This is a genomic window from Roseateles sp. P1_C1_2, assembly GCF_056406535.1.
Genome location: NZ_JBFUAB010000017.1, coordinates 71,211 through 92,330 on the forward strand (window position 1 = coordinate 71,211; position 21,120 = coordinate 92,330).

Sequence of the window (21,120 nt, forward strand, 5' to 3'; positions counted from 1 at the left end):
ACCAAGAGTCACCGGTGGAAACCCGGGGTTCGGGTGACAAAACGTTGCTGTCACGGGTTTCTAGGGAGGGTGAGCCTTCGTCTGGAGTTGCCCTAGGGTTTGTGCTGCTGGGGGCCAAGCCGGCATGAAGCACAATCTTGAAAGCGCTTTCAAACCCATGTCCGACACCCATTCCCTCCCTCGCCGCCACCTGCTTGCTGCCGCTCTCGGCGGCGCTGCGGGTCTGGCTCGCGCCAAGGAGCAGCCGTCACCGCTGACGGTGGCCGCCTTCCCGCTGGTCGATGTCATCGCCAAGGACGTGCTCAAGGGCTGGAACCAGCGTCACCCGGAAATTCGCACCGAGGTCATCAGTCGCCAGTACGACGACCACCACACGGCGATGACGACAGCGCTATCGACCTCGGGCCACCTGCCCGATGTCATCGCGCTCGAGACGAGCTACCTCGGCCGCTTCTCGCTCGGCTCGGGCCTGGACGACCTGTCCGCCCCGGCTTTCGGCGCCGAGCGCTTCAAGGACCGCTTCGTGTCCTTCGCCATCGAGACGGCGCGCAACCGCCAGGGCGCCATCGTCGCGCTGCCGACCGACATCGGCCCCGGCTCGCTGTTCTATCGCACCGACCTGCTGTCCCAGGCCGGGCTGAAGGAAGCCGACCTGACGCAGTCCTGGGAGGGCTATGTCGACGCCGGCGCCCAGCTCAAGGCCAAGACCGGCGCCTATCTGATCGGCGATGTGCGCCTCTTGAAGGACATCATCGTGCGCGGTGGCACGCCGCCGGGCGAGGGTCAGTTCTTCGACAACCAGGGCCGGCCGCAGATCACGTCGCCGCGCTTCGTGCGCGCCTTCGAGCTGGCCCAGAAGGTGAGACGCCAGAAGCTGGATGCGCGCGTCGAGGTCTGGTTCAACGACTGGGCCGAGATGCTCAAGCGCGGCCGCCTGGCCACCGAGCTGTCCGGCGGCTGGATGGCCGGCCAGATGGCCAATTGGGTGGCTCCGCAGACGGCCGGCAAATGGCGCATCGCGCAGCTGCCCGAGAACACCTTCTGCTCCTATGGCGGCACCTACTACGCCATCCCGCGCCGCTCGGCGCCTGAGCGCAAGCAGCTCGCCTGGCAGCTCATCCAGGAGCTGACGCTGGACCGCGCCCGCCAGCTCGAGGCCTTCAAGTCCCAGGACGCCTTTCCAGCCTTGCTTGACGCGCAGCAGGACGCCTTCTTCGACCAGCCCGTGCCCTTCCTCGGTGGCCAGCATGCCCGCGTGCTGTGGCGCGAGGCGGCGCGGCGCATCCCCGTCGTCAAGATGCACAAGCAGCACAAGTTCGCCGACGAGGTCATCAACGCCGAGCTCGACAACGTGCTCGAGTACGGCAAGCCCATCCCCAAGGCCCTGGAAGACGCCCAGGCCCTGCTGGTCCACCGAGCGAACCGCTGATGAAGTTCCGCATTCCGGCTTCCTGGGCGCCCTATCTGCTGGTCAGCCCCTTCCTGATCCTGTTCGCCGTCTTCGGCCTGTTCCCGCTGCTGTTCTCGGCCTGGCTGGCCTTCCAGTCCTGGGAGCCGACCAGCGGCATCGATTCGATGCGCTTCGTCGGCCTCGACAACTTCATCTTCGCGCTGACCGACGGCTGGTTCTGGAAGGCGCTGCGCAACACGCTGTGGCTGGCCTTCGCATCGGGCGCGCCACAGCACCTCGTGGCCCTGCCGCTGGCCGTTTTCCTGCACCAGGCCTTCGGGCGTTGGCGCGGCCTGTTCTCGGGCGCCTATTTCCTGCCCTACATCACGTCCACCGTCGCCATCGCGATGCTGTTCGGGTCGCTGTTCTCGACCGACTACGGCCTCGTCAACCAGGCCCTGGAAGCGCTGTTCGGCTTGGAGCACATCAACTGGATGCGCTCGCCCGACGCCGTCAAGCCGGCCGTGGCCATCATCGTGTTCTGGCGCTATGTGGGCTTCAACGTGGTGCTGTATCTGGCCGCGCTGCAGACGATCCCCCACGACCTCTACCAGGCCGCCAAGCTCGATGGCGCCAATGCATGGCAGCAGTTCTGGCGCATCACCCTGCCCAGCCTCAAACCCATGATCCTGTTCGGCGTGACGCTGTCCCTCATCGGCGGCCTGCAACTGTTCGAGGAGCCCTTCATCCTGACCAACGGCAAGGGCGGCGCCGACCAGCAAGCCATGACGGTGGCCATGTACCTCTACCGCGAGGCCTTTGACTTCAGCGACTTCGGCGGCGCCAGCGCGCTGGCCTGGATCATGTTCGGCGTCATCGCGCTGCTGACCTGGCTGACCAACAAGGCCTTCGCGGATCGGAGGGTCGCGGTATGAAGACCTTGCCCAAATACGCGGCCTACGCCGTCGTCGGCGTCGGCGCGCTCATCATGCTGGCGCCGTTCTATTTCATGTTCGTGTTCGCAACCCAGTCGCGCACCGACATCTTCAACGTGCCGCCGCCGCTGTTCTTCAGCACCGAGCTGCTCAACAACATCGCGGTGCTGACGACGCGGCTGCCGTTCTGGAAGAACGTCGGCTGGAGCCTCTACGTCGGCCTGATGTCCACGGCGCTGACGCTGCTGTTCTGCTCGATGGCCGGCTATGCCTTCGCGATGCTGGAGTTCCGCTTCAAGAAGGCCCTGTTCGCCCTCGTCATGGGGACCATGATGGTGCCGGCCTTCATGAACATGATCCCGACCTTCATGGTCATGGACACCCTGGGCTGGATAGACACGCACCGGGCGCTGTACATCCCGGGCGCGGCCAGCGCCTTCGGCATCTTCCTGATGCGCCAGTTCGCCGCCTCCACGGTGCCGCAGGAGTTGCTCAACGCCGCCCGCATCGACGGCGCCAGCGAGCTCGGCATCTATTGGCGCATCGCGCTGCCGCTGATGAAACCGGCGCTGGGCACCCTCGGCCTCATCACCTTCATCAGTTCATGGAACAACTTCATGAACCCGCTGATCGTCATGCGCACGGCCGAGAACTACACGCTGCCGCTGGCCCTGCGCAGCCTCTTCAGCACCACCAGCACCGAATGGGGCGCGCTGATGGCCGGCTCGGCCATCGCGACCCTGCCCCTGCTCGTCCTCTTCGTCATCTCGTCGCGCCAGCTCATCGCGGGCCTGACCGCCGGCGCCGTCAAGTAAAGCATGGGTGCCTACGAACACTACGAGGGTCGGATGCGTTGCCACTCAAAAGCCCGCGAGCAAGGCGCGAAGTCGAAGCTGGGGTCATCCCCAGCGAGGCTTCGCAACGCCGCGCGCGGGCTTTTGAGTGACAACCCTTCGGGAGAGGGTCTGCGCGGGCGCATGGCGTCGTTGCGCGCCTGGCCTGGGCATGAGCCCAGGCGGCGTCGTGCGCCTAGCCCTGCACCCGCGCAGACCCTCTCGCACCGATCCTCGTAGTGTTCGTAGGCACCTAATGTCCCAAGCTCCCCTGCACCGTCAGTTCCCGCCCAACTTCGTCTGGGGCGTGGCCACCAGCAGCTTCCAGATCGAGGGCGCCGCCCATGTGGACGGCAAGGGCGAGTCCATCTGGGACCGCTTCTGCAAGCAGCCCGGCGCGATTGCCGATGGCAGCAATGGCGAAGTGGCATGCGACCACTTCAACCGCCTCGACGAAGACCTCGATCTCATCGCATCGCTGGGCGTCAACTGCTACCGCTTCTCCATCGCCTGGCCGCGTGTGCAGGCCAATGGCTACGGCGAGTTCAACCCCAAGGGCCTGGACTTCTATGAGCGCCTCGTCGACGGCCTGAAGGCGCGCGGCATCCAGGCCTTCGCGACGCTGAACCACTGGGACCTGCCCCAGGGCCTGCAGGACCGCGGCGGCTGGAACGACCGCGACACCGTGCACCGCTTCGTCGACTATGCCCGCCATGTGCAGGCCCGCATCGGCGACCGCGTCGACGGCATCACGACGCACAACGAACCCTGGGTCGTCGCCGTGCTCGGCAATGAGCAGGGCAATTTCGCGCCCGGCATCAAGAGCAGGAAGATCGCGACCCAGGTCTGCCACCACCTGCTGCTCAGCCACGGCCTGGCCCTGCAGGCTCTGCGCGCCGATGGCGCCAAGAGCCAGCTCGGCATCGTGCTCAACCTGTCGTCCTGCGTGCCGGCCACGGCCATGCCCGAGGACATCGCCGCCGCGGCCATGGCCGACGCCCGCGGCCGCCGCTGGTATGCCGACCCGCTGTTCAAGGGCAGCTATCCCGAAGAGGTGATGGCCGAGCTCGGCGCCGACGCGCCCGTCGTGCATGCCGGCGACATGGCCGCGATCGCCCAGCCGATGGACTACCTCGGCGTCAATTACTACACCCGCACCGTCGTGTCGGCCAGCGGCGCGGACTGGAAGCCCGAGGAGCGCGGCCTGCCGGTGTCCGACATGGGCTGGGAGATCTACGCCCAGGGCCTGGACGACCTGTTGTGCCTGCTGCACCGCGACTACCCGGGCCTGCCGCCCGTCTACGTGACCGAGAACGGCGGCGCCTTCAAGGACCAGACCGTGGTGGGCGGCCGTGTGCAGGACGACGACCGCATCGCCTATCTGCGCGACCACATCGCGGCCGTGGCCAGGGCCATGCAGCAGGGCGTGCCCATGGCCGGCTACATGGTCTGGAGCCTGATGGACAACTTCGAATGGTCCAGCGGCTATCTGAAGCGCTTCGGCATCGTGCATGTCGACTACGAGACGCAGGCCCGCACGCCCAAGGCCAGCGCCGAGTGGTACCGCAGCTTCCTGCGTGACTGGCGCGGCTGATCGCATCCTCATAAAAAACACCAGGAGACAAGACATGCAAAACATCAACCCCGCCCCCAGCCCCTGGCGCCGTGCGCTGCCCGCCATCGCCGCCGTGCTGACCGCCTGTGGCGGCGGCGGTGGCTCGGCCACGGCGGCACCGGCCGCGCCGACTCCCGCACCGGCTCCGGCCCCTGCGCCCGCCCCGACGCCTGCGCCGTCCAACAAATGGAGCCTGGTCTGGAGCGACGAGTTCGACGATGCCGCCGGCACCGTGCCCAAGGCCGCGAACTGGAACTACGACCTCGGCAACAAGGAGGCCGATGGCTGGGGCAACCACGAGTACGAGTACTACACGTCCAGCGCCCGCAATGCGCAGACGGACGGCAACGGCATGCTCGTCATCACCGCCGAGAAGGCCAGCAACCCCGGACCCTGCTGGAACGGCAAGCCCTGCGAATACACCTCGGCCCGCATCCACACCAACGGCAAGGTCGGCTTCACCTACGGCAAGGTCGAGGCGCGCATGAAGCTGCCCTCGGGCCAGGGCATCTGGCCGGCGTTCTGGGCCCTGGGCACCGACCTCGCGACGGCCGGCTGGCCCAAGTCGGGCGAGATCGACATCATGGAGTTCATCGGCAAGACGCCGAACATCACCTACGGCACGCTGCATGGCCCGGGCTATTCGGGCGCCCAGGGTATCGGCAAGCCGCGCGACTTCGGCAAGCCGGTGGCGGATGACTTCCACACCTACACCATCATCAAGCGGCCCAACGAAATCATCTGGCAGGTCGACGGCGTCGACTTCCACCGCCTGACGCCAAGCAGCCTGCCGGCCGGCGGCACCTGGGTGTTCGAGAAGCCCTATTTCGTCATCCTCAACCTGGCCATCGGCGGCGACTGGCCCGGTGCACCGGACGCGACGACGCCGCTGCCGGCGCGGATGTTGGTCGACTGGGTCAGGATCTACAAGGAGGACTGATCATGCGCCGTCTGCTTCCCGCCCTGACCCTGAGCGCCGTCCTGCTCTGCGCGGCGGCCGCGCAAGCGGGTGAAGTGAAGACAGCCTTCGGCAGCTTCATCGCCCCCGAAGGCGTGTCCGAGGTGAATCGCGAGGAGAAGCCCGACAAGGCGGGCAACCCCATGGGCCTGGCCGTCTACTCGCGCACCGACGATCCCAAGGCCATCTTCATCGTCGTGTGGAACTTCGCCGAGCCCGACCCGGCCAAGCCCTATGACGCGCTGGACGGCGCGGTCAAGATCGGCAACCCTTTCGACAAGAAGCTGACCCGCGATGCCGCCAAGCCGGCCTCGATAGGCGGCGTCGAAGGCGGCCGTTACGAGGGCAAGCTGCCGAACGGCCTGCGCGCGGTCAGCTATGTGGCCGTGAAGGGCGGCAACCGCCTCATCGTGCTGCTCAAGGGGCCGAACGACAGCCCCTACAAGGAGACGATGGACGCCTTCGCCAAGGGCATCGAGGGGTTCACCTGGGCGCAGCCGGCGCCGGCGGCTTCGGCGCCGCAGCAGTGACGGCAGGCGCCTGGTAGCTGACGCGATAGATGCGCCCGGCAAAGTCGTCGGAGATGAGCATAGAGCCGTCGGGCAGCTGCGCGATGTCCACTGGCCGGCCGACCACCTTTTCGCGCTGCAGAAAGCCTTCCACGAAGACGGTGTCGCTGACCACCTTGTCGCCGTACAAGGTGATCAGCGCGACGCGATAGCCGATCTTCTGGCTGCGGTTCCATGAGCCGTGCTCGGCGATGAAGAGCTGGTTGCTGTAGGCCTGCGGAAACTGCTGACCGGTGTAGAAATGCAGCCCCAGTGAGGCCACATGCGGGCCCAGCTTGGCGGCCGGTTCGGTGAATTCGCTGCACTGCCGGCCGGCCTGGAACTCCGGGTCCGGCAGCACGCCGCCCTGGCAGTAGGGAAAGCCAAAGTGCATGCCCGGCTTCGGCGCATGGTTGAGCTTGTCGGAGGGCATGTTGTCGCCCAGCATGTCGCGCCCGTTGTCGGTGAACCAGAACTCCCGCGTCAGCGGGTGCCAGCCGAAGCCGACCGAATTCCGCACGCCGCGCGCATAGACCTCGAACTGCGTGCCGTCGGGGTTCATGCGATGGATCTTGGCGTGCGGCTCGTTCTCCCGGTCGCAGCTGTTGCACGGCGCGCCGATGGGGACATAGAGCTTGCCGTCCGGGCCGGCCTTGATGATCTTCTCCCCGTGCCAGGCATCCTTGGGGAAGTCGTCCTTCACCACGTGCAAGGGCGGCGACTTGTCGTAGCTGTGGGCGATGTCGTCGAAGCGCACCACGCGGAAGCGCTCGGACACGAACAGCGAGCCGTTCAGCAGCGTCAGGCCGATGGGTGAGTCCAGGCCGCTGGCCACGGTCACGACCCGGTCGGCCACATGCTTGCCAGTGCCGTCGACCAGCGCGAACACCTTGCCGGTCGTGCGCGACGCGACGTAGACGATGCCGGATTCCGCCACGGCCATGCCGCGTGCACTCGGCACCTTGTCGCTGTAGACGGCGATCGAGAAGCCGACCGGCAGGCGGAAGTCCTTCAATTCCGGATAGGGGTCGGCCGCGGCGCCGACGGTGGGCGCCCCGCCTTTCGCACGTGGCAGCGTCAACAGATGGCCGGCCACGGCGCCTATCTGTTGGCGTGTCAGGCGCTTGCTCCATCCCGGCATGCGGCCGTCGCTGGAGCCCTGCGCGATGAACCTGGCCAGGCTTTCCCTGCTGGCCTCGACCTTGCTCCAGCTTGCGCCCGTCAGGTTGGGGCCGAGGCCGCCTTCACGGTTGGCGCCATGGCACTGCGCGCAGTGCTGGGCATAGATGCTGGCGCCGTCGACGCCCTGTGCGGCTCGGGCGCCCATGGCACCGAGCAGCAGCAACGGCAGCAGCTCCTTCAGTGCGAATGCTTTGGCCATGAGGTCAATAGCTCAGCTGGATGAAGGACACCGCCTGCCGTGGCAGTTGCATGTTGACGACCACCTGCTGGTCGCGGACCGGCAGCGTCTGGGGGTGGCCGAGGGTCGCGAGCTTGCTGCTCTTCTCCAGCTCTGCAATCTGTGCCGGACTGGGGGCGGCGGGCGAGCCCATCTTTTTCCAGGCCGCGTAGGAATTGCTGTGTTCCTGATCGATGCGGTAGTGCGTCATCACCACCTTTTTGGCGCGGATGCCCTTGATCGTGATGCTGACCGGCGACCCGGCGTCGATGATGTCCTTGTCGTGGTAATTCCAGACCAGCACGGTCGCGCCCTTGGCGCTCTTCGCCGCCAACGCATTGATGTCGGTGCGCTCGCCCAGCACGCCTGACTTGAGGATGGACGCGGCGTCGTAGGCCCCGTCGCCCGCGACGCCAACCCGGTCGCCCGTCATCATGCCCAGCATGCGAAACACGTTCAGCACGGGTTTGTCCACGCCGTTGGTGGCCAGATCGCGAAAGCCGGCAAACCAGGGCTGGTCTTCAAACTCGAACGACCAGTTCACCACGCCGAGCAGATTCACCTCGCGGGCGGCAGCCAGGTCGTATTCGCGTGCGATCGATGCCGCCGTGTAGCTGGCATACAGGGTGCCGTTGCGATAGGCGTTTTCCGGGTTGGTGGCCATGCCGCAGGCCGCGCAGCCTTCCGGGTCGGATTCGCCAATGATGACCGGAATGCCCTTGAGCTGCGGATAGGACGCCACGATGGCCATGCCGTCATCGAGATTCTTGAAATGCGTCTTCATGCTCATCTGCACCACGCCATTGACCACCGTCGGCCGCCCCTTGGCGTGGTAGGCCAGGAAATCGACGGGCGCGCCTTTTGCACCGGTGGCGTGGTTCGTGTCGTTCAGGCAATGCTGGATGAAGTGATCGAAGAACTTGCCGCCATGCGCCGTGTGCGGGCCGCCCATGCGCGCGGTCGGCAGTGCGCGCTTCACTGCGTCGGCGGCGTAGTCGTACATCTTGAAATATTCCTGCTCGACATTCGGTGCGATCAGATAGAAGCCGTCGGGTTCATTCCAAAGCTCCCAATACCAGCTTTCCACTTCCTTCTGGCCGTAGCGCTCGACGCTGTGCCTGACCCACTGGTAGATCAGCTCCGACCACTTCTGGTAGTCGCTCGGCGGGTAGGCCCAGCCGGTCATGATTTCCGGATAGGGCGTGCCCGGCGCCCAGTGGTGCTGATAGGGCTGGGGTTTTACCGAAAGCGCCTCCGGCATGAAGCCGATCTGGGCCAGCGGTTTCATGCCGCGTTCAATATAGCTGTCGAAAATCTTGTCGACGATCGTCCAGTTATAGATCGGCTTGCCGTTTGAATCCTCGCTGTACATGCCGGTCGAACCCCATTTGAGCGCCGCCGTGCCATCGCCCGAGGTCATCAGATTGTGGGCGCGGACATAAACGGGTACCGGGCTGAGGGCAGCCAGTTCGGTCAGCAGCTTCTTGCCGTCCTTCATATAGGTGTAATTTGGCTCGTCATAGCCGAACCAGGCCCACATCGGCTTGAGCGGCCCCTTGTCGATATTCAAGTCGACCTGCAAATTGACGCCCGAGGTTTGTGGAAAACAAAGCGTTGAGGCGAGCAGCAGGCAGGCCGAAAGAATATGGGTTTTCATGTCTCTTCTATCGTTGTGCTTGGGGTGGCGTTGCCGAGATATCACCCAAGGCATCGCGAATATCGATGTGCCTGCACACCGAGCGCGGACGATAGGCGTGGACGCCGCTGGAAAGCCAGTCACTTTTCCAAGCGCTTCGATGCCGAAATGGATATCGGCGCTGCAATGAACGCTGCGTCAGTCGCGCAGGAAGGCGATCTCGACGTCGGCTGTGCGCGCCTGAGGCAGCGGCGCGAACCGCCATTGCAGGATGGCGTCGGTTGCGGGCTTGGCCAGGCGGCGCGGCACATTGGCCGCGGCCTCCGCCTGCCGGACCGTGCCGTCGGCCTCGACCGTGAGCCGCACCCGGATATGCCGCGTGCCAGCGCCCAGCGTGGCCTGCACCGCAGGCGTGAGGACCGGGGCCACGAAGTTCTGCATGCGCAGCGGCACCTCCTCCGGTTCATCCGCTTCCGGCGCCGCCTCCATCGTCGGCGCTGCGCCGACCGGCTCATCGGCCTGATCTGGAACCGACGGGGCGGCAGCAGGCGTGGGCGAAGTGGCCGCGGTCAGGGGGCTGGCTTGCGCCGCGCCCGTGCTGACGACGGGGTTGGTCTCGGTGGGCTCGGCAGCCGGCGCCGTGGCGTTGACCGGGCTCGGCGCGGGGCGATGTGCGGCGGGCGCCGGCGCGCGCGCCGGCTTGCTGGTCGTTTCGGCCGCCGGCTTGCTGCGGATGGTGTGGAACTTGATGACGCTGAACACGCGGTGGGCGTCGCGCTGTGCGCGCTCGGCAGCGGTCAGGGGAGGCGGGCTGGTCTGGGCGGCGGCCAGCAGGGGCAGCGCCAGGGCCAGCGCGGTCAGCAGGCTTGAAAGGTTAGAGCGTTCGGGCATGGCGGTGTCGAGCGGCGGGGCGCCGATTGCAGCAGGTCTTCGTGACAACTTCGGGTGGTTGACCCATGCAAGCCGCGTGCCGGCGGCACCCCCAAGCTCACAGTCCGCGTGGCGCTGGACGAGGCGCAGTCCGTGAGAGCATGCCCGGCCGTTCACGCCGCCTCGCATGTTTCGTCTCCCGTTGCGCCTCTTCACCCTTGCCAGCCTCGGCATCGCGCTGTGCGCCGCCGCACAGGCGCAGCCCCCGGCCGAACCCACCGAGCTGCGCCGCAATGACGCGCTGCTGACGCTGGAATACCAGACCGTCAAGGTGCCAGGCGACCAGTCCATCGACCTGCTGGGCTTTCACGCCTACCGCAAGCTGCTCGACGGCGTCTATGTGGGCGGCGGCTTCTATGCGCCGCTTGTCAGGGGTGCCTATGGCGGCTTTGTGGCCGCAGACCTGGGCCTGCACTTCAGGCGCCCGTTGGCCGGGCCGGTGTTCGCGATGGCGGGCCTGTCGGCCGGCGGCGGCGGCGGCGGGCGCAGCGTCGAGCACAGCAAGCTGCTGTCGGGCAGCGGCGGCTTTGCCAAGGGCTATGCCGGCCTCGGCTATGACTTCGGCGAGTTCACCTTGGGCGCCACCGTCTCGCGGCTGAAGTTCCGCCAGGCCATCATCGACGGTACCCAGGCCAGCCTGCTGCTGGAGGTGCCCTTCAGCCACCTCACGGGGCCGTTCTCCGGCCACGGCCAGCCCTTGCCGGCTGCGGACGACCGCCGCGCCGGGCTGGAGATGGGCGAGAACATGTTGACGCTGTCCCTGGACAACTATCGGCAGCAGGATCCCCAGGGTTCGAACAGGAACACGGTGCGGCTGGCCGACCTGCAGTACGCCCATTTCTTCGCCGCCGACAGCTATTGGTTCGCCGCTCTCGGCATGGGCTACAGCGGCCTGCCGCTGTACAACCAGCTGTTGGGCGGCGTGGGCCAGCGCTGGCGCCTCACGCCCGAACTCACGCTGTACGGGCAGCTCGGTGTCGGTTCGGGGGGCTATTCGTCGGATGTGATCGACACCAGCTCCGGCCTGCTCGTCTATCCCAGGCTGGCCGCCGAATATTCGCTGACGCGCGACCTGGGGCTGGCGTTGTCGCTGGGCTATATGACGGCGCCCAAGGGCAGTTCGCGCAACCAGACCTGGGGCCTGAGCCTGACGCATCATCTGCGTTCCGGTCGCAGCGCCGAGGCGACCGATCCGGCCCGCTACCAGGGCCTGCGCCTGTCGGTGCTGCACCAGACGGACCTGCACCTGAGCTACCGGGAGACCGACCGCCCCTCCGTGCAGATGCTGGGCCTGCAGCTCGACATCCCCGTTGGCCCGCGCTGGTATCTGCCCCTGCAGGCCTCGGCGGCCTACAACGCCTACCTGGGCTACCCGGGCTATGCCGAAATCCTCGGCGGCCTGGGCGTGCAGACGCTGGCGGGGCCCGGTGAGCGCCTGCAGGCCTTCGGCCAGCTGATGGCTGGCGCCAATGTGCACGGCAAGTCCGCCAAGGCCAGTGCGGGTGTGCGCTGGCTGCTGGATGAACGCCTGGCGCTGAACTTCAGCGTCGGCCGCATCGAGGCGCGCAGCGCTGGCGGCGGCCGGTTCAAGGCCGACAACCTGGCGCTGGGGCTGGACTACCGGTTCTCGATCCCGACGCGTTAACAGGCCCTCACACCTCGATGCGGTCTCCGGCGGCATCAAACCACATCGTCTTGCCGGCATCGAAGCCCAAGCGCACCTTGGCGCCTTCCTGCACTTCCGGTTGACCCGGCAACACGGCGGAGATGGTCGAGCCGGCACAGCTCAGCCAGACGACATGCTGGTTGCCCAGCGGCTCGACGAGTTGGACCTCGGCCTCGAAGGACTCGCCGGCACCGACGCGAACGTTCTCCGGCCGGATGGCCAGCGTCAGCACCTCGCCTTGCGGGCGCGCCGCGAGCACGGCGGGCAGCGGCACGCTGAAGGCGGGAGACGCGAACACACCGCCTTCGCCCACCTGGCCTTCGACACGGTTGATGGCCGGCGAGCCCACGAAGCCCGCCACGCGCAGGTTCTTCGGCTTCTCGTAGACCTCGGCCGGCGTGCCGATCTGCTGGATGACGCCCTGGTGCATGACGACGATGCGCGTCGCCAGCGTCATCGCCTCGACCTGGTCATGGGTCACATAGATCATGGTGTTGCCCAGGCGGCTGTGCAGCAGCTTGAGCTCGCGGCGCAGGTCGGTGCGCAGCTTGGCGTCGAGGTTGGACAGCGGCTCGTCCAGCAGCAGCACCTTGGCCTCGCGCACGACGGCGCGGCCGATGGCGACGCGCTGGCGCTGGCCACCGGAGAGCTGGCCGGGGCGGCGCTCCAGCAGCGCGGTCAGCTGCAGCATGTCGGCCGCGGCGGCGACGCGCTTTTCCAGCTCGGCCTTGGGCGTCTTGGCCATCTTCAGCGGGAAGGCGAGGTTCTCCTTCACCGTCATGGTCGGGTAGAGGGCATAGCTCTGGAACACCATGCCGACGCCGCGCTGGCTGGGCTCGGCGCGCGTCATGTCCTGCTCGCCGATGTGGATGCTGCCGCCGCTGACCTGGTTGAGCCCCGCGATGGTGTGCAGCAGCGTCGACTTGCCGCAGCCCGAGGGGCCGAGCAGCACGAGGAACTCGCCGCTGTTGACGTCGAGGTCCAGACCCTTGATGACCTCGTGGTTGCCGAAGCGGATGCTGAGGTCCTGGATGTGTACGCGGGTCAAGGCTGTCTCCTGTTGTCTGTGTTGTCTTGCAAGATCTTGGCGAGGGTCTGCTGCACCGTCTGCACGGGGATGTCGCGGTTCCAATAGTCGCTGACGGCACGTTCGAGCGCCGTCAATTGCTCGGGCGCGAGCAGCAATTCGGTGTTGCCCACCAGCCGGCCGGCATCGCGCAGGGCCGCGGCGCCGGCCTGGGCGCAGGCGTCCAGCGTGCGGGTGTCGATGTCGGTGCGCACCGGCACCGAGCCCTTGCGGGCGCTGAAGGCCAGCTGGGTGGCGGGCGCCGTCGCCGCGCGGGCGAGCAACGCTTGAGCGGGCCGGGCGCTGCCGTCCTTGTCCTTCGGGAAGACGAGCACGTCGCCGCTGACGATATAGGGCGAGCGCGGGCCCAGGCCGGGCATGCAGCCGAAGTCGCGGCCCGGCTGCTGGCCGGCCTGCGTGAACTCGCCCTTGGACCAGTCGCCCATGAACTGCAGCCCCGCGCGCCCGCTGACGAGCAGGGCTGTCGTGTCGGCCCAGCTGCGCCCGGGGGAGGCGGGGTCGACATAGCGGCGCAGCTTCTTGTAGCTCAACAGCACCTGGCGCAACGCGTCGCCCTGCACGGCCGTCGCATCGCGGTCGCGCAGCACGGCCAGATACAGGTCGCGCCCGCCCTGGTTGGCCAGCAGCGCGATGAAGAGGTTCAAGTCCTGCCAGGGCTGGCCGCCATGGGCCAGCGGGATCAGGCCGGCGGCCTGCAGCCTGTCCAGCGTGGCGAAGAGCTCGTCCATGCTGCGCGGCTCGGCCTTGACGCCGGCCTTGGCCAGCGCCGCCTTGGAGCTCCACAGCCATATCGGCATGTGGATGCTGACGGGGGCGGCATAGACATGGCCGTCCACCTTCACGGCGTCCAGCAGCACGGCGGGCAGCACCTCGGCCCAGCGGCCCTGGGCCGCCACGTCGTCGATGGCGTTGAGCCGGCCTTCGCGCGCCAGCCGCGCCAGCGCCCGGGAAGGGTTGAACTGTGCGGCCAACGGCGGGTTGCCCGCGGCGATGCGCGCGAAAACGACCGTGCGGGCCTGCTCCGAAGCCCCGACGCCCAGTTCGCGCCATTGGCCGCCAGCGGCGCGATAGGACTCGGCGAGGGCCTGCTTGGCGGCGATCTCGCCGGGCGAGGTCCACCAATGCACGACGTCGGTCGGCGTCCCGGCCTGGGCCGCGGCGGCCAGCAAGGCAGGGGCGACACGGAGCAAAGCGCGCAGCATGCCGGCATCATTACCGACAATTAAGAAACTTAATATCGTATTAACCATGAGGCTCTGCGCGACTAAAGTCCGGCCCATGAACCTGCTGCTCGCCGAAGACGACCCCCTGCTGGCCGACGCGCTGCAGCAGCAGTTGTTGAACGCCTCGTTCAAGGTCGAGTGGGCCGAGAACGGCGCCGTGGCCGAGTACCTGCTGCGCAAGCAGGATTTCGACGTCGCCATCCTCGACCTCGGCCTGCCGCTGGTGGATGGCCTCACGGTGCTCAAGCGCGTGCGCGAGGCCGGCCGCACCCTGCCCATCCTGGTGCTGACGGCGCTGGACGCGCTGGAGCACCGCGTCGCCGGCCTGCAGGCCGGTGCCGATGACTACCTCACCAAGCCCTTCGACTTCCCCGAGCTGGAGGCCCGCCTGCATGCCCTGCTGCGCCGCGGCCGGCCGGCCTCGCAGACCCAGCAGCTGCGCCGCCTCAGCGTCGACCGCGCCGCACGCCGCGCCAGCATCGGCGGTGAGGCGCTGGAGTTGAGCCCGCGCGAGTGGACGCTGCTGGACCTGCTGCTGACCGAGCGCGACCGCGTCGTCACCAAGCAGCAGATCGTCGACGCCTGGGGTGCCGACGAGGGCGGTTCCATCGAGGTCTACATCCACCGCCTGCGCAAGAAGCTCGAAGGCTCGGGCCTGGCCGTGCGCACCGTGCGCGGCCTGGGCTATCTGCTCGAAGCCACCGCGTCACCGTGAGCGCGCCGGCCGGTCGTTCCCTGCACCGGCAACTGCTGCTGTGGCTGCTGCTGCCGCAGATCGTGCTGTGGCTCGTCGCCGCCTTCGGCGCCTACCGCCTCGCCACCCGCCATGCCGACGAACTCGTCGATGCCAGCCTGCTGCAGGCCGCCCGCGCGCTGGCGCGCCAGATCAAGCCCACCGCCAGCGGCCTCTTCGTCGACCTGCCGCGCTCGGCCCAGGACATCCTGGCTGCCGACCCCGACGACCGGGTCATGTACATGGTCAGCTCGCCGCCGGGCCAATTGCTGCTGGGCGACGCGCGCATGCCGTCGCCGCCGGGGCTGCCGGCGCTGAACGAGCCGCTGTTCTACGACGCCACCGTGCCCGAGGCGATGCGCGTCGTGTCGCTGGACCTGCACCTGGGTGCGGCCGGCGCGGCGGACTCGGCGCTGCGCGTGCAGATCGCCCGCTCCAGCGCGCCGCGTGATCTGCTGGCGCGGCGCATGCTGCTGGACACGGCGCTGCCGCTGTCGCTGCTGATCGCGCTGATGAGCATGGTGGTGTGGGCCGGCATCCGCAAGGGGCTCAAGCCACTGGCCGAGCTGCAGCAGCAGGTGGAAGGCCGGCGTGCCGATGCGCTGGACCCGGTGCAGCTGCGCGCCGCGCCGCCCGAGGTCAGCGCGCTGGCCGGCGCCGTCAACGAGTTGCTCGGCCAGGTGCAGCAAAGCCTGGCCACGCAGCGCCGTTTCATCAGCGACGCGGCGCATCAGCTGCGCACGCCGCTGGCCGGGCTGAAGAGCCAGACCGAGCTGGCGCTGGAGGCCAACAGCGACCCGGCCCTGCGCCAGCGCCTGGAGCGCGTGCACGAGAGCGCCGTGCGTGGCGCGCGGCTGGTGTCGCAGCTGCTGGTGCTGGCCCGCGCCGAGCCCGAGGCGGTCGCGGCTCAAGGCTGGGCGACCGTGGACTGCGACCGGCTGGTGCACGAGGTGACGACGGAGAGCGTGCCGCGCGCCCTGGCCGCGGGTTGCGACCTGGGCGTGGACATCGTCAACGAGGGCTTGCAAGTGCAGGGCGTTGAGCTGCTGCTGCGCGAGGCCCTGGTCAACCTGATCGACAACGCGGTGCGCTATGCCGGCCGGGGTGCGGCCATCACCGTCAAGCTGCGCCGCGCGGGGGACGACGTGTGGCTGGACGTCGAAGACAACGGCCCCGGCCTCGCGCCCGAGCTGCGCGAGCGCGCCTTCGAGCGTTTCGTGCGCGGCGCGACGACCGGCGAGGGCTGCGGCCTGGGCCTGGCCATCGTCCGCGAGATTGCCGAGCGCCATGGCGGCAGCGCCGAGCTGCTGCCAGCGGCGCCACAGGGCTGCATCGCGCGGCTGACGTTGCCGGCGGCTTAGGCCAGCAGCTCGGCGACGCGGCCCAGTGCCTCGGCTATGCCCTCGGGCGGGACGCGCCCAAAGCCCATCAGCAAGCCATCCCGCCCGGCCGCAAATGCCTGCAGCGGATACAGGCCGACATCCACCCGACGCGCCAGCGCCGCGAGCTGCGGTGCGTCGATGGCAACGCCCGGCTTGAACAGCGCCGCCTGGTGGAAGCCAGCCTCCGCGGGCAGCAGCGTCAGCCACGGCGCCAGTGGCCCGGCAAAGCCCGCCATCAGTCGCTCGCGCCGCAGCGCGTACTCGGCCACGCAGCGGCGCAAGTGCTTGCGGTAGTTGCCCTCGGCCATGAAGCGGGCCAGCACGTTCTGCAGCAGGCTGGGGCCGTGCACGTCCGTCAGGTGCTTGGCGTGCAAGAGGGCGTCGCGCAAGGCCGGCGGCGCGATGACATAGCCCAGCCGCAGCGACGGCGCCAGCGTCTTGGAAAAGCTGCCGACAAAGGCCACGCGGCCGTCCGTGTCCAGCCCCTGCAGGCTGTCGCGCGGCTGGCCTTCGAAGCGGAACTCGCTGTCGTAGTCGTCCTCGATGACGACGGCGCCGGTGCGTGCGGCCCAGGCCAGCAGCGCGCGCCGCCGCGACGCGCTCATCGCCACGCCGAGCGGGAACTGGTGGGCCGGCGTCGTGTAGACGAGCTTGGCGTCGGGCGGCAGCGCGTCGGTCACCAGCCCCTGTTCGTCCACCGGCACGGGCGCAATGCGCGCGCCCTGCGCCTGCAGCAGCCCGATGATGGGCGGGTAGCCTGGCGACTCGATGGCCGCCACATCGCCCGGCCCGACCAGCACGCGGATGAGCAGGTCAAACGCCTGTTGCGCGCCCTGCGTGACGATGACATCCGCCGCCGAGCAGCGCACGCCGCGGGCATAGGCCAGGTGTTCGGCAATCGCCTCGCGCAGCGCGGCCAGCCCGGCCGGCGGGGCATGCGCGCCGCCCTGGCCGAGCTGGCGCTGCGCCGCGTGCAGGTGGCGCCGCCAGTCCTCGTGCGGGAAGAGGGCGGGCTCGGGCGAGCCGCCGATGAAGTCCCAGCGCGCCAGCGGGTTGTCGGCAAAGCGCAGCAGCGGCACCGGCAGGGCCTGGAAGGCGGCGATGCGTTCGGCGCTGGCGAGGCGCACGGTGGTTGCCACGGGCCGTTCGGCCTCGGCCGCCGGCAGCGCTCGCACAAAGCTGCCGCGCCCGCGCCGCGCCTCGATGAGCTGCTCCAGCGTCAGCCGCTCATAGGCCTCGGCCACGGTCTGGCGCGCCAGGCCCAGTTGCTCGGCCAGCAGGCGCGTCGGCGGCAGCTGGGCGCCGGTGGCCAGGCGGCCGCTGCGGATCAGGCCGCGCAGCTGGCGCAGCAGCTGCTCGCCCAGCGGCTGGTCGCGGTCGATGACGATGTGGAGATCCATGCGACGGGACGGCGGTGGACTGGTTGATTTGGTCGGGATTGGACTGCTCGCGGCGCCGGGGCGCGTTCACCATTTGCTCACCCCAACACCAGCTTCTGGAGCATCTCATGACCACCCCCCGCATCGACTTCTACAGCGCCTCGCCCGCCGCCATCAAGGCCATGCTGACCCTGGAGGGCAGTATCGGCAAGCTGGGCCTGGAGGCCAGCCTGATCGAGCTGGTCAAGATGCGCGCCTCGCAGATCAACGGCTGCGCCTTCTGCCTGGACATGCACAGCCGCGACGCGCGCAAGGCCGGCGAGAGCGAGCGGCGCCTCTACGTGCTGCCGGCCTGGAGCGAGACCACGCTGTTCACGCCGCGCGAGCAGGCGGCTCTCGCCTGGACCGAGGCGCTGACCTTGGTGACGCAGGGTCATGCCAGCGACGCCGACTACGAGTTCGCCAAGGCCGAGTTCAGCGAAGCGGAGCTCGTGAACCTGACGCTGGCCATCGTCACCATCAACGCCTGGAACCGCTTCGCCATCGGCTTTCGCAGCCAGCTTCCCGCCGAGCAATGAATCAGGCGCGCGGCGCCACGGCGCCGGCCGCGAGGGCGCGCAGCCGGGCGCGCTCGCCGCGGTACCAGCCGATCAGTTCCGCGGCCGGCATGGGCCGCGCGATCAGATAGCCCTGAGCGACGTCGCAGCCCAGCTCGGCCAGCAGCCGCCAGTCCTCCACGGTCTCCACGCCTTCGGCCACGGTGCACACGCCCAGGCGCCGGCCCATGTCCAGCGAGCTGTTCAGGATGGCGCGGCGGTTGCTGCGCTCGCTGGCGCCGTTGACGAAGATGCGGTCGATCTTCAGCTCCGTGAAGGGGCTGCGGGACAGCGTCTGCATGGACGAATAGCCGATGCCGTAGTCGTCCATCGACAGCCCGAAGCCCTTCAGCCCCAGCCGCGCCAGATTGGCCATGGCCTGGCTGTTCATGATCATGGTTTCGGTGACCTCCCAGATCACCGACGCGGGCGCCGCGCCGTGCTGGACGACCAGGGCGGTCAGGTGATCGATGAAGTCGCGGTCGGCCAGGTCATCGGCCGACAGGTTCAGTGACAGCGTCAGTGCCGGCAGCGAACGTGCCCATTCCTGCAGTTGACGCAGGGCCTGTTCGACCATGGACAGCGTGAAACGCGCCATCAACGGCGTGCCCTCGATGCGGGCGATGAAGGTGGCGGGGCTGAGCAGGCCATGCTGCGGGTGCTGCCAGCGGGCCAACGCCTCGACGCCCTTGATCAACCCGGTCGCGATGTTGACCTTGGGCTGGAAGAAGGGGATGAATTCGCCGGCGTCCAGGCCCCGGCCGATCTCCTCCTGGCTGGGTTCGAACTGCGGGCGCAGACCCGCGCCACCCTTGCGGGGGCGGGCATGGTCGAGCATGCGTGCCAGCGCAGCGGCCGTGACCGGCTTGGGCAGGGTGCCCAGCAGCTTCAGGCGCGCGTCGCCAGCGCCCATGCTCTCGACGGTCTCCAGCAGCCGCGGGTCGCGCGCGCTGGTGACGATGAGGTTGTCCACCTGGCGGCCTTCGGCGAGGCGGCCGATCAGCTCGATGCCGTCCATGCCCGGCATGTCGATGTCGGTGATGACGAGGAAGATGCGCTGCTGCGGCTGCTGCTCCAGCATGCGCATGGCCTCGAGGCCATCGGCGGCTTGCAGCACCGTGCCGATCTTGAGCTCCTGCACCAGCGACACCAGATGGTTGCGCTGCACGGCGCTGTCCTCGACGACGAGGGCGACCAATTGGCTCATGGCCTCGTCCGTCATCAGGACTCTCCCCGAATGCCGCCGCCACGCGACATCTGCTGCACGATCTCGGCGGCGATGCTGCCCAGCGGCAGGCTGCGCTCGACGGCGCCGCGCTTGACCGCCTCCTTGGGCATGCCGTAGACGACGCAGCTGCGTTCGTCCTGGCCCAAGGTGCGGGCACCGGCCTGGCGCATCTCCAGCAGCCCGGCCGCGCCGTCGTCGCCCATGCCGGTCATGATGATGCCCAGCGCATTGGCACCGGCGCAGCGGCTGACCGAGCGGAACAGCACGTCCACCGACGGCCGGTGGCGGTTGACGAGGGGTCCGTCGGTGACCTCGACGAAATACTGCGCGCCATTGCGGCGCAGCAGCATGTGCTTGCCACCCGGTGCGATCAGGGCTCGGCCCGGCAGCACGCGGTCGTTGTTGGCGGCCTCCTTGACCTCGATTTCGGACAAGGTGTTGAGCCGCGCGGCGAACGCGGCCGTGAACTTCTCGGGCATGTGCTGCACGACGACGATGCCGGGGCAGACCCGTGGCAAGGCCGTCAGCACCTCCTCCAGCGCTTGCGTGCCGCCGGTGGACGTGCCGATGGCCACGACCTGCTCGGTGGTCTGGGCCATGGCGCGGCCTTCGGCGGGTGGCAGCATGGCATCGGCCGTCAGCTTGGCGCGCGCCACTGGGGCGGGGCCAGCGCGCGGAGCCAGCCGGGCCACGTTTGCACCCGCCGCGGCCCGCACGGCCGCGACCAGCTCGGCCGCGTTGGACTGCAGGAAGTTCTTCAGGTCGAGCTTGGGCTTGGTGACGATGGCCACGGCGCCGGCCGCCAGCGCGTCCATCGAGGTCTGCGCGCCCTTCTCGGTCAGCGTCGAGCAGATCACCACCGGCGTGGGCCGCTCGGCCATGATCTTGCGCAAAAAGGTGATGCCGTCCATGCGCGGCATCTCCACGTCCAGCACGATGACGTCGGGCCAGGCCGTCTTCATGCGTTCCATGGCCAGCAGCGGGTCCGACACGGCATTCAGCACCTCGATGCCCGACGCGGCATTGAGCAGGCCGGACAGCACCTGGCGCACCACCGCCGAATCGTCAACCACCATCACCTTGATGCTCATGCCGGGCTCCTGGCGGCACCGGCGCCCTGATGGCCATGGCGCATCCAGACCTCGCCGGTGCGGATGCTGAAGATGATCTGCCGGTGACCCTCGCCGAACAAGCTCTCCGACACGATGGGGATGCCTTGCTGAAGCAGCAGTTCGCGGGCCGCTTCGCCGTTCTTGCGGCCGACGTCGGGCAGCTTGGTACCGGTCTCAAACATCGCGCCGCCGCCGAACACCTTGGCCTGGCAGTCGGCCGGCGCGACGCCCAGCTCGCGCAGGTCGGCCAGCATCAGGGCCAGCGCCTCGTTGCCGTAGCGGCCGTTGAGCTCGCCGTCGTTCACGGCGCTGCCGCCGGCCAGCACGAAATGCGACATCGCGCCGATGCGCCTGTGCGGTTGCCACAGCACGATGGACACGCAGGAGCCCAGCAGGGTGCGCACGCGAAACCTCTCGTCGCCGGCAAAGTGTTCGCCGGGCAGCAGCACGATGGTCTTGGCGGCAGCCAT

19 protein-coding genes are annotated in these 21,120 nt (G+C 68.4%); 10 read left to right on the top strand and 9 right to left on the bottom strand.

What is annotated here, in order from left to right:
* The first annotated feature begins 157 nt into the window (after window positions 1-157).
* The 6 genes from AC1D2H_RS17775 (at window position 158) to AC1D2H_RS17800 (ending at window position 6,261) form a co-directional block, all read left to right on the top strand.
* Window positions 158-1,429: an ABC transporter substrate-binding protein gene (locus tag AC1D2H_RS17775; RefSeq protein ID WP_478011893.1), complete on the top strand. Its 1,272-nt coding sequence runs from the start codon at window positions 158-160 to the stop codon at window positions 1,427-1,429.
* Window positions 1,429-2,325: a carbohydrate ABC transporter permease gene (locus AC1D2H_RS17780; protein WP_478011894.1), complete on the top strand. Its 897-nt coding sequence runs from the start codon at window positions 1,429-1,431 to the stop codon at window positions 2,323-2,325. The genes AC1D2H_RS17775 and AC1D2H_RS17780 overlap by 1 nt, the downstream gene beginning before the upstream one ends.
* On the top strand, window positions 2,322-3,140 hold the full coding sequence (locus AC1D2H_RS17785) for a carbohydrate ABC transporter permease (protein ID WP_477936885.1): 819 nt from the start codon (window positions 2,322-2,324) through the stop codon (window positions 3,138-3,140). The genes AC1D2H_RS17780 and AC1D2H_RS17785 overlap by 4 nt, the downstream gene beginning before the upstream one ends.
* Window positions 3,141-3,414: 274 nt before the next feature.
* The gene (locus AC1D2H_RS17790) at window positions 3,415-4,752 is read left to right on the top strand and encodes a GH1 family beta-glucosidase (RefSeq protein WP_478011895.1); all 1,338 of its coding nucleotides are present in this window, start codon (window positions 3,415-3,417) and stop codon (window positions 4,750-4,752) included.
* Window positions 4,753-4,786: 34 nt separating this feature from the next.
* Window positions 4,787-5,713 carry a glycoside hydrolase family 16 protein gene (locus tag AC1D2H_RS17795; RefSeq protein WP_478011896.1) on the top strand — a complete coding sequence of 309 codons (927 nt, stop codon included), beginning with the start codon at window positions 4,787-4,789 and terminating at the stop codon, window positions 5,711-5,713.
* 2 nt (window positions 5,714-5,715) lie between these two features.
* On the top strand, window positions 5,716-6,261 hold the full coding sequence (locus tag AC1D2H_RS17800; protein WP_477935851.1) for a hypothetical protein: 546 nt from the start codon (window positions 5,716-5,718) through the stop codon (window positions 6,259-6,261).
* Here AC1D2H_RS17800 and AC1D2H_RS17805 read toward each other — a convergent pair.
* The 3 genes from AC1D2H_RS17805 to AC1D2H_RS17815 all read right to left on the bottom strand — a co-directional run bounded on the left by AC1D2H_RS17805 (window position 6,215) and on the right by AC1D2H_RS17815 (window position 10,205).
* Window positions 6,215-7,660, bottom strand: coding sequence for a c-type cytochrome (locus AC1D2H_RS17805; protein WP_478011897.1), 1,446 nt, complete (start codon window positions 7,658-7,660; stop codon window positions 6,215-6,217). The two genes, AC1D2H_RS17800 and AC1D2H_RS17805, sit on opposite strands and share 47 nt — an antisense overlap.
* 4 nt (window positions 7,661-7,664) lie before the next feature.
* A complete protein-coding gene (locus tag AC1D2H_RS17810; protein ID WP_478011898.1) occupies window positions 7,665-9,335 on the bottom strand; it encodes a GH39 family glycosyl hydrolase in 1,671 nt (556 codons plus the stop codon).
* Between the two features lie 177 nt (window positions 9,336-9,512).
* Window positions 9,513-10,205, bottom strand: a complete 693-nt coding sequence (locus AC1D2H_RS17815) for an energy transducer TonB (RefSeq protein WP_478011899.1) — start codon at window positions 10,203-10,205, stop codon at window positions 9,513-9,515.
* A 166-nt stretch (window positions 10,206-10,371) separates the two neighbouring features.
* On the opposite strand from AC1D2H_RS17815, the gene AC1D2H_RS17820 reads away from it, so the two are divergent.
* On the top strand, window positions 10,372-11,889 hold the full coding sequence (locus tag AC1D2H_RS17820) for a hypothetical protein (RefSeq protein WP_478011900.1): 1,518 nt from the start codon (window positions 10,372-10,374) through the stop codon (window positions 11,887-11,889).
* 7 nt (window positions 11,890-11,896) lie between these two features.
* Here the strand turns inward: AC1D2H_RS17820 and AC1D2H_RS17825 are convergent, their stop codons facing one another.
* Both AC1D2H_RS17825 and AC1D2H_RS17830 read right to left on the bottom strand, forming a co-directional pair.
* Complete coding sequence (locus AC1D2H_RS17825; RefSeq protein WP_477935841.1) at window positions 11,897-12,958, bottom strand: ABC transporter ATP-binding protein; 1,062 nt, start codon at window positions 12,956-12,958, stop codon at window positions 11,897-11,899.
* Entirely contained in the window at window positions 12,955-14,199 is a 1,245-nt protein-coding gene (locus AC1D2H_RS17830; RefSeq protein ID WP_478011901.1) for an ABC transporter substrate-binding protein, read from the bottom strand. Before AC1D2H_RS17830 ends, AC1D2H_RS17825 begins: the two co-directional genes overlap by 4 nt.
* 76 nt (window positions 14,200-14,275) lie before the next feature.
* On the opposite strand from AC1D2H_RS17830, the gene AC1D2H_RS17835 reads away from it, so the two are divergent.
* Both AC1D2H_RS17835 and AC1D2H_RS17840 read left to right on the top strand, forming a co-directional pair.
* Complete coding sequence (locus AC1D2H_RS17835; protein ID WP_477935837.1) at window positions 14,276-14,935, top strand: response regulator transcription factor; 660 nt, start codon at window positions 14,276-14,278, stop codon at window positions 14,933-14,935.
* Complete coding sequence (locus AC1D2H_RS17840; protein ID WP_478011902.1) at window positions 14,932-16,314, top strand: sensor histidine kinase; 1,383 nt, start codon at window positions 14,932-14,934, stop codon at window positions 16,312-16,314. The genes AC1D2H_RS17835 and AC1D2H_RS17840 overlap by 4 nt, the downstream gene beginning before the upstream one ends.
* Here the strand turns inward: AC1D2H_RS17840 and pdxR are convergent.
* A complete protein-coding gene (pdxR, locus tag AC1D2H_RS17845) occupies window positions 16,311-17,735 on the bottom strand; it encodes a MocR-like pyridoxine biosynthesis transcription factor PdxR (protein ID WP_478011903.1) in 1,425 nt (474 codons plus the stop codon). The genes AC1D2H_RS17840 and pdxR overlap by 4 nt on opposite strands.
* A 107-nt stretch (window positions 17,736-17,842) precedes the next feature.
* On the opposite strand from pdxR, the gene AC1D2H_RS17850 reads away from it, so the two are divergent.
* Entirely contained in the window at window positions 17,843-18,292 is a 450-nt protein-coding gene (locus tag AC1D2H_RS17850; protein ID WP_478011904.1) for a carboxymuconolactone decarboxylase family protein, read from the top strand.
* A 1-nt stretch (window position 18,293) separates the two neighbouring features.
* On the opposite strand, the gene AC1D2H_RS17855 is transcribed toward AC1D2H_RS17850, so the two are convergent.
* Genes AC1D2H_RS17855 through AC1D2H_RS17865 form a run of 3 tightly spaced genes read right to left on the bottom strand, consistent with a single transcriptional unit; the run spans window position 18,294 to window position 21,120 of the window.
* Complete coding sequence (locus AC1D2H_RS17855) at window positions 18,294-19,517, bottom strand: EAL domain-containing response regulator (RefSeq protein ID WP_478011905.1); 1,224 nt, start codon at window positions 19,515-19,517, stop codon at window positions 18,294-18,296.
* Window positions 19,518-19,531: 14 nt separating this feature from the next.
* Complete coding sequence (locus AC1D2H_RS17860) at window positions 19,532-20,629, bottom strand: protein-glutamate methylesterase/protein-glutamine glutaminase (RefSeq protein ID WP_477935827.1); 1,098 nt, start codon at window positions 20,627-20,629, stop codon at window positions 19,532-19,534.
* Entirely contained in the window at window positions 20,626-21,120 is a 495-nt protein-coding gene (locus tag AC1D2H_RS17865) for a chemotaxis protein CheD (protein WP_478011906.1), read from the bottom strand. Before AC1D2H_RS17865 ends, AC1D2H_RS17860 begins: the two co-directional genes overlap by 4 nt.

What these genes read in the sequence shown, in the direction of transcription:
- AC1D2H_RS17775 (WP_478011893.1), top strand. Translation starts at nt 158, where the DNA reads ATGTCCGACACCCATTCCCTCCCTCGCCGCCACCTGCTTGCTGCCGCT.
- AC1D2H_RS17780 (WP_478011894.1), top strand. Translation starts at nt 1,429, where the DNA reads ATGAAGTTCCGCATTCCGGCTTCCTGGGCGCCCTATCTGCTGGTCAGC.
- AC1D2H_RS17785 (WP_477936885.1), top strand. Translation starts at nt 2,322, where the DNA reads ATGAAGACCTTGCCCAAATACGCGGCCTACGCCGTCGTCGGCGTCGGC.
- AC1D2H_RS17790 (WP_478011895.1), top strand. Translation starts at nt 3,415, where the DNA reads ATGTCCCAAGCTCCCCTGCACCGTCAGTTCCCGCCCAACTTCGTCTGG.
- AC1D2H_RS17795 (WP_478011896.1), top strand. Translation starts at nt 4,787, where the DNA reads ATGCAAAACATCAACCCCGCCCCCAGCCCCTGGCGCCGTGCGCTGCCC.
- AC1D2H_RS17800 (WP_477935851.1), top strand. Translation starts at nt 5,716, where the DNA reads ATGCGCCGTCTGCTTCCCGCCCTGACCCTGAGCGCCGTCCTGCTCTGC.
- AC1D2H_RS17805 (WP_478011897.1), bottom strand. Translation starts at nt 7,660, where the DNA reads ATGGCCAAAGCATTCGCACTGAAGGAGCTGCTGCCGTTGCTGCTGCTC.
- AC1D2H_RS17810 (WP_478011898.1), bottom strand. Translation starts at nt 9,335, where the DNA reads ATGAAAACCCATATTCTTTCGGCCTGCCTGCTGCTCGCCTCAACGCTT.
- AC1D2H_RS17815 (WP_478011899.1), bottom strand. Translation starts at nt 10,205, where the DNA reads ATGCCCGAACGCTCTAACCTTTCAAGCCTGCTGACCGCGCTGGCCCTG.
- AC1D2H_RS17820 (WP_478011900.1), top strand. Translation starts at nt 10,372, where the DNA reads ATGTTTCGTCTCCCGTTGCGCCTCTTCACCCTTGCCAGCCTCGGCATC.
- AC1D2H_RS17830 (WP_478011901.1), bottom strand. Translation starts at nt 14,199, where the DNA reads ATGCTGCGCGCTTTGCTCCGTGTCGCCCCTGCCTTGCTGGCCGCCGCG.
- AC1D2H_RS17835 (WP_477935837.1), top strand. Translation starts at nt 14,276, where the DNA reads ATGAACCTGCTGCTCGCCGAAGACGACCCCCTGCTGGCCGACGCGCTG.
- pdxR (WP_478011903.1), bottom strand. Translation starts at nt 17,735, where the DNA reads ATGGATCTCCACATCGTCATCGACCGCGACCAGCCGCTGGGCGAGCAG.
- AC1D2H_RS17850 (WP_478011904.1), top strand. Translation starts at nt 17,843, where the DNA reads ATGACCACCCCCCGCATCGACTTCTACAGCGCCTCGCCCGCCGCCATC.
- AC1D2H_RS17855 (WP_478011905.1), bottom strand. Translation starts at nt 19,517, where the DNA reads ATGAGCCAATTGGTCGCCCTCGTCGTCGAGGACAGCGCCGTGCAGCGC.
- AC1D2H_RS17860 (WP_477935827.1), bottom strand. Translation starts at nt 20,629, where the DNA reads ATGAGCATCAAGGTGATGGTGGTTGACGATTCGGCGGTGGTGCGCCAG.
- AC1D2H_RS17865 (WP_478011906.1), bottom strand. Translation starts at nt 21,120, where the DNA reads ATGGCTGCCGCCAAGACCATCGTGCTGCTGCCCGGCGAACACTTTGCC.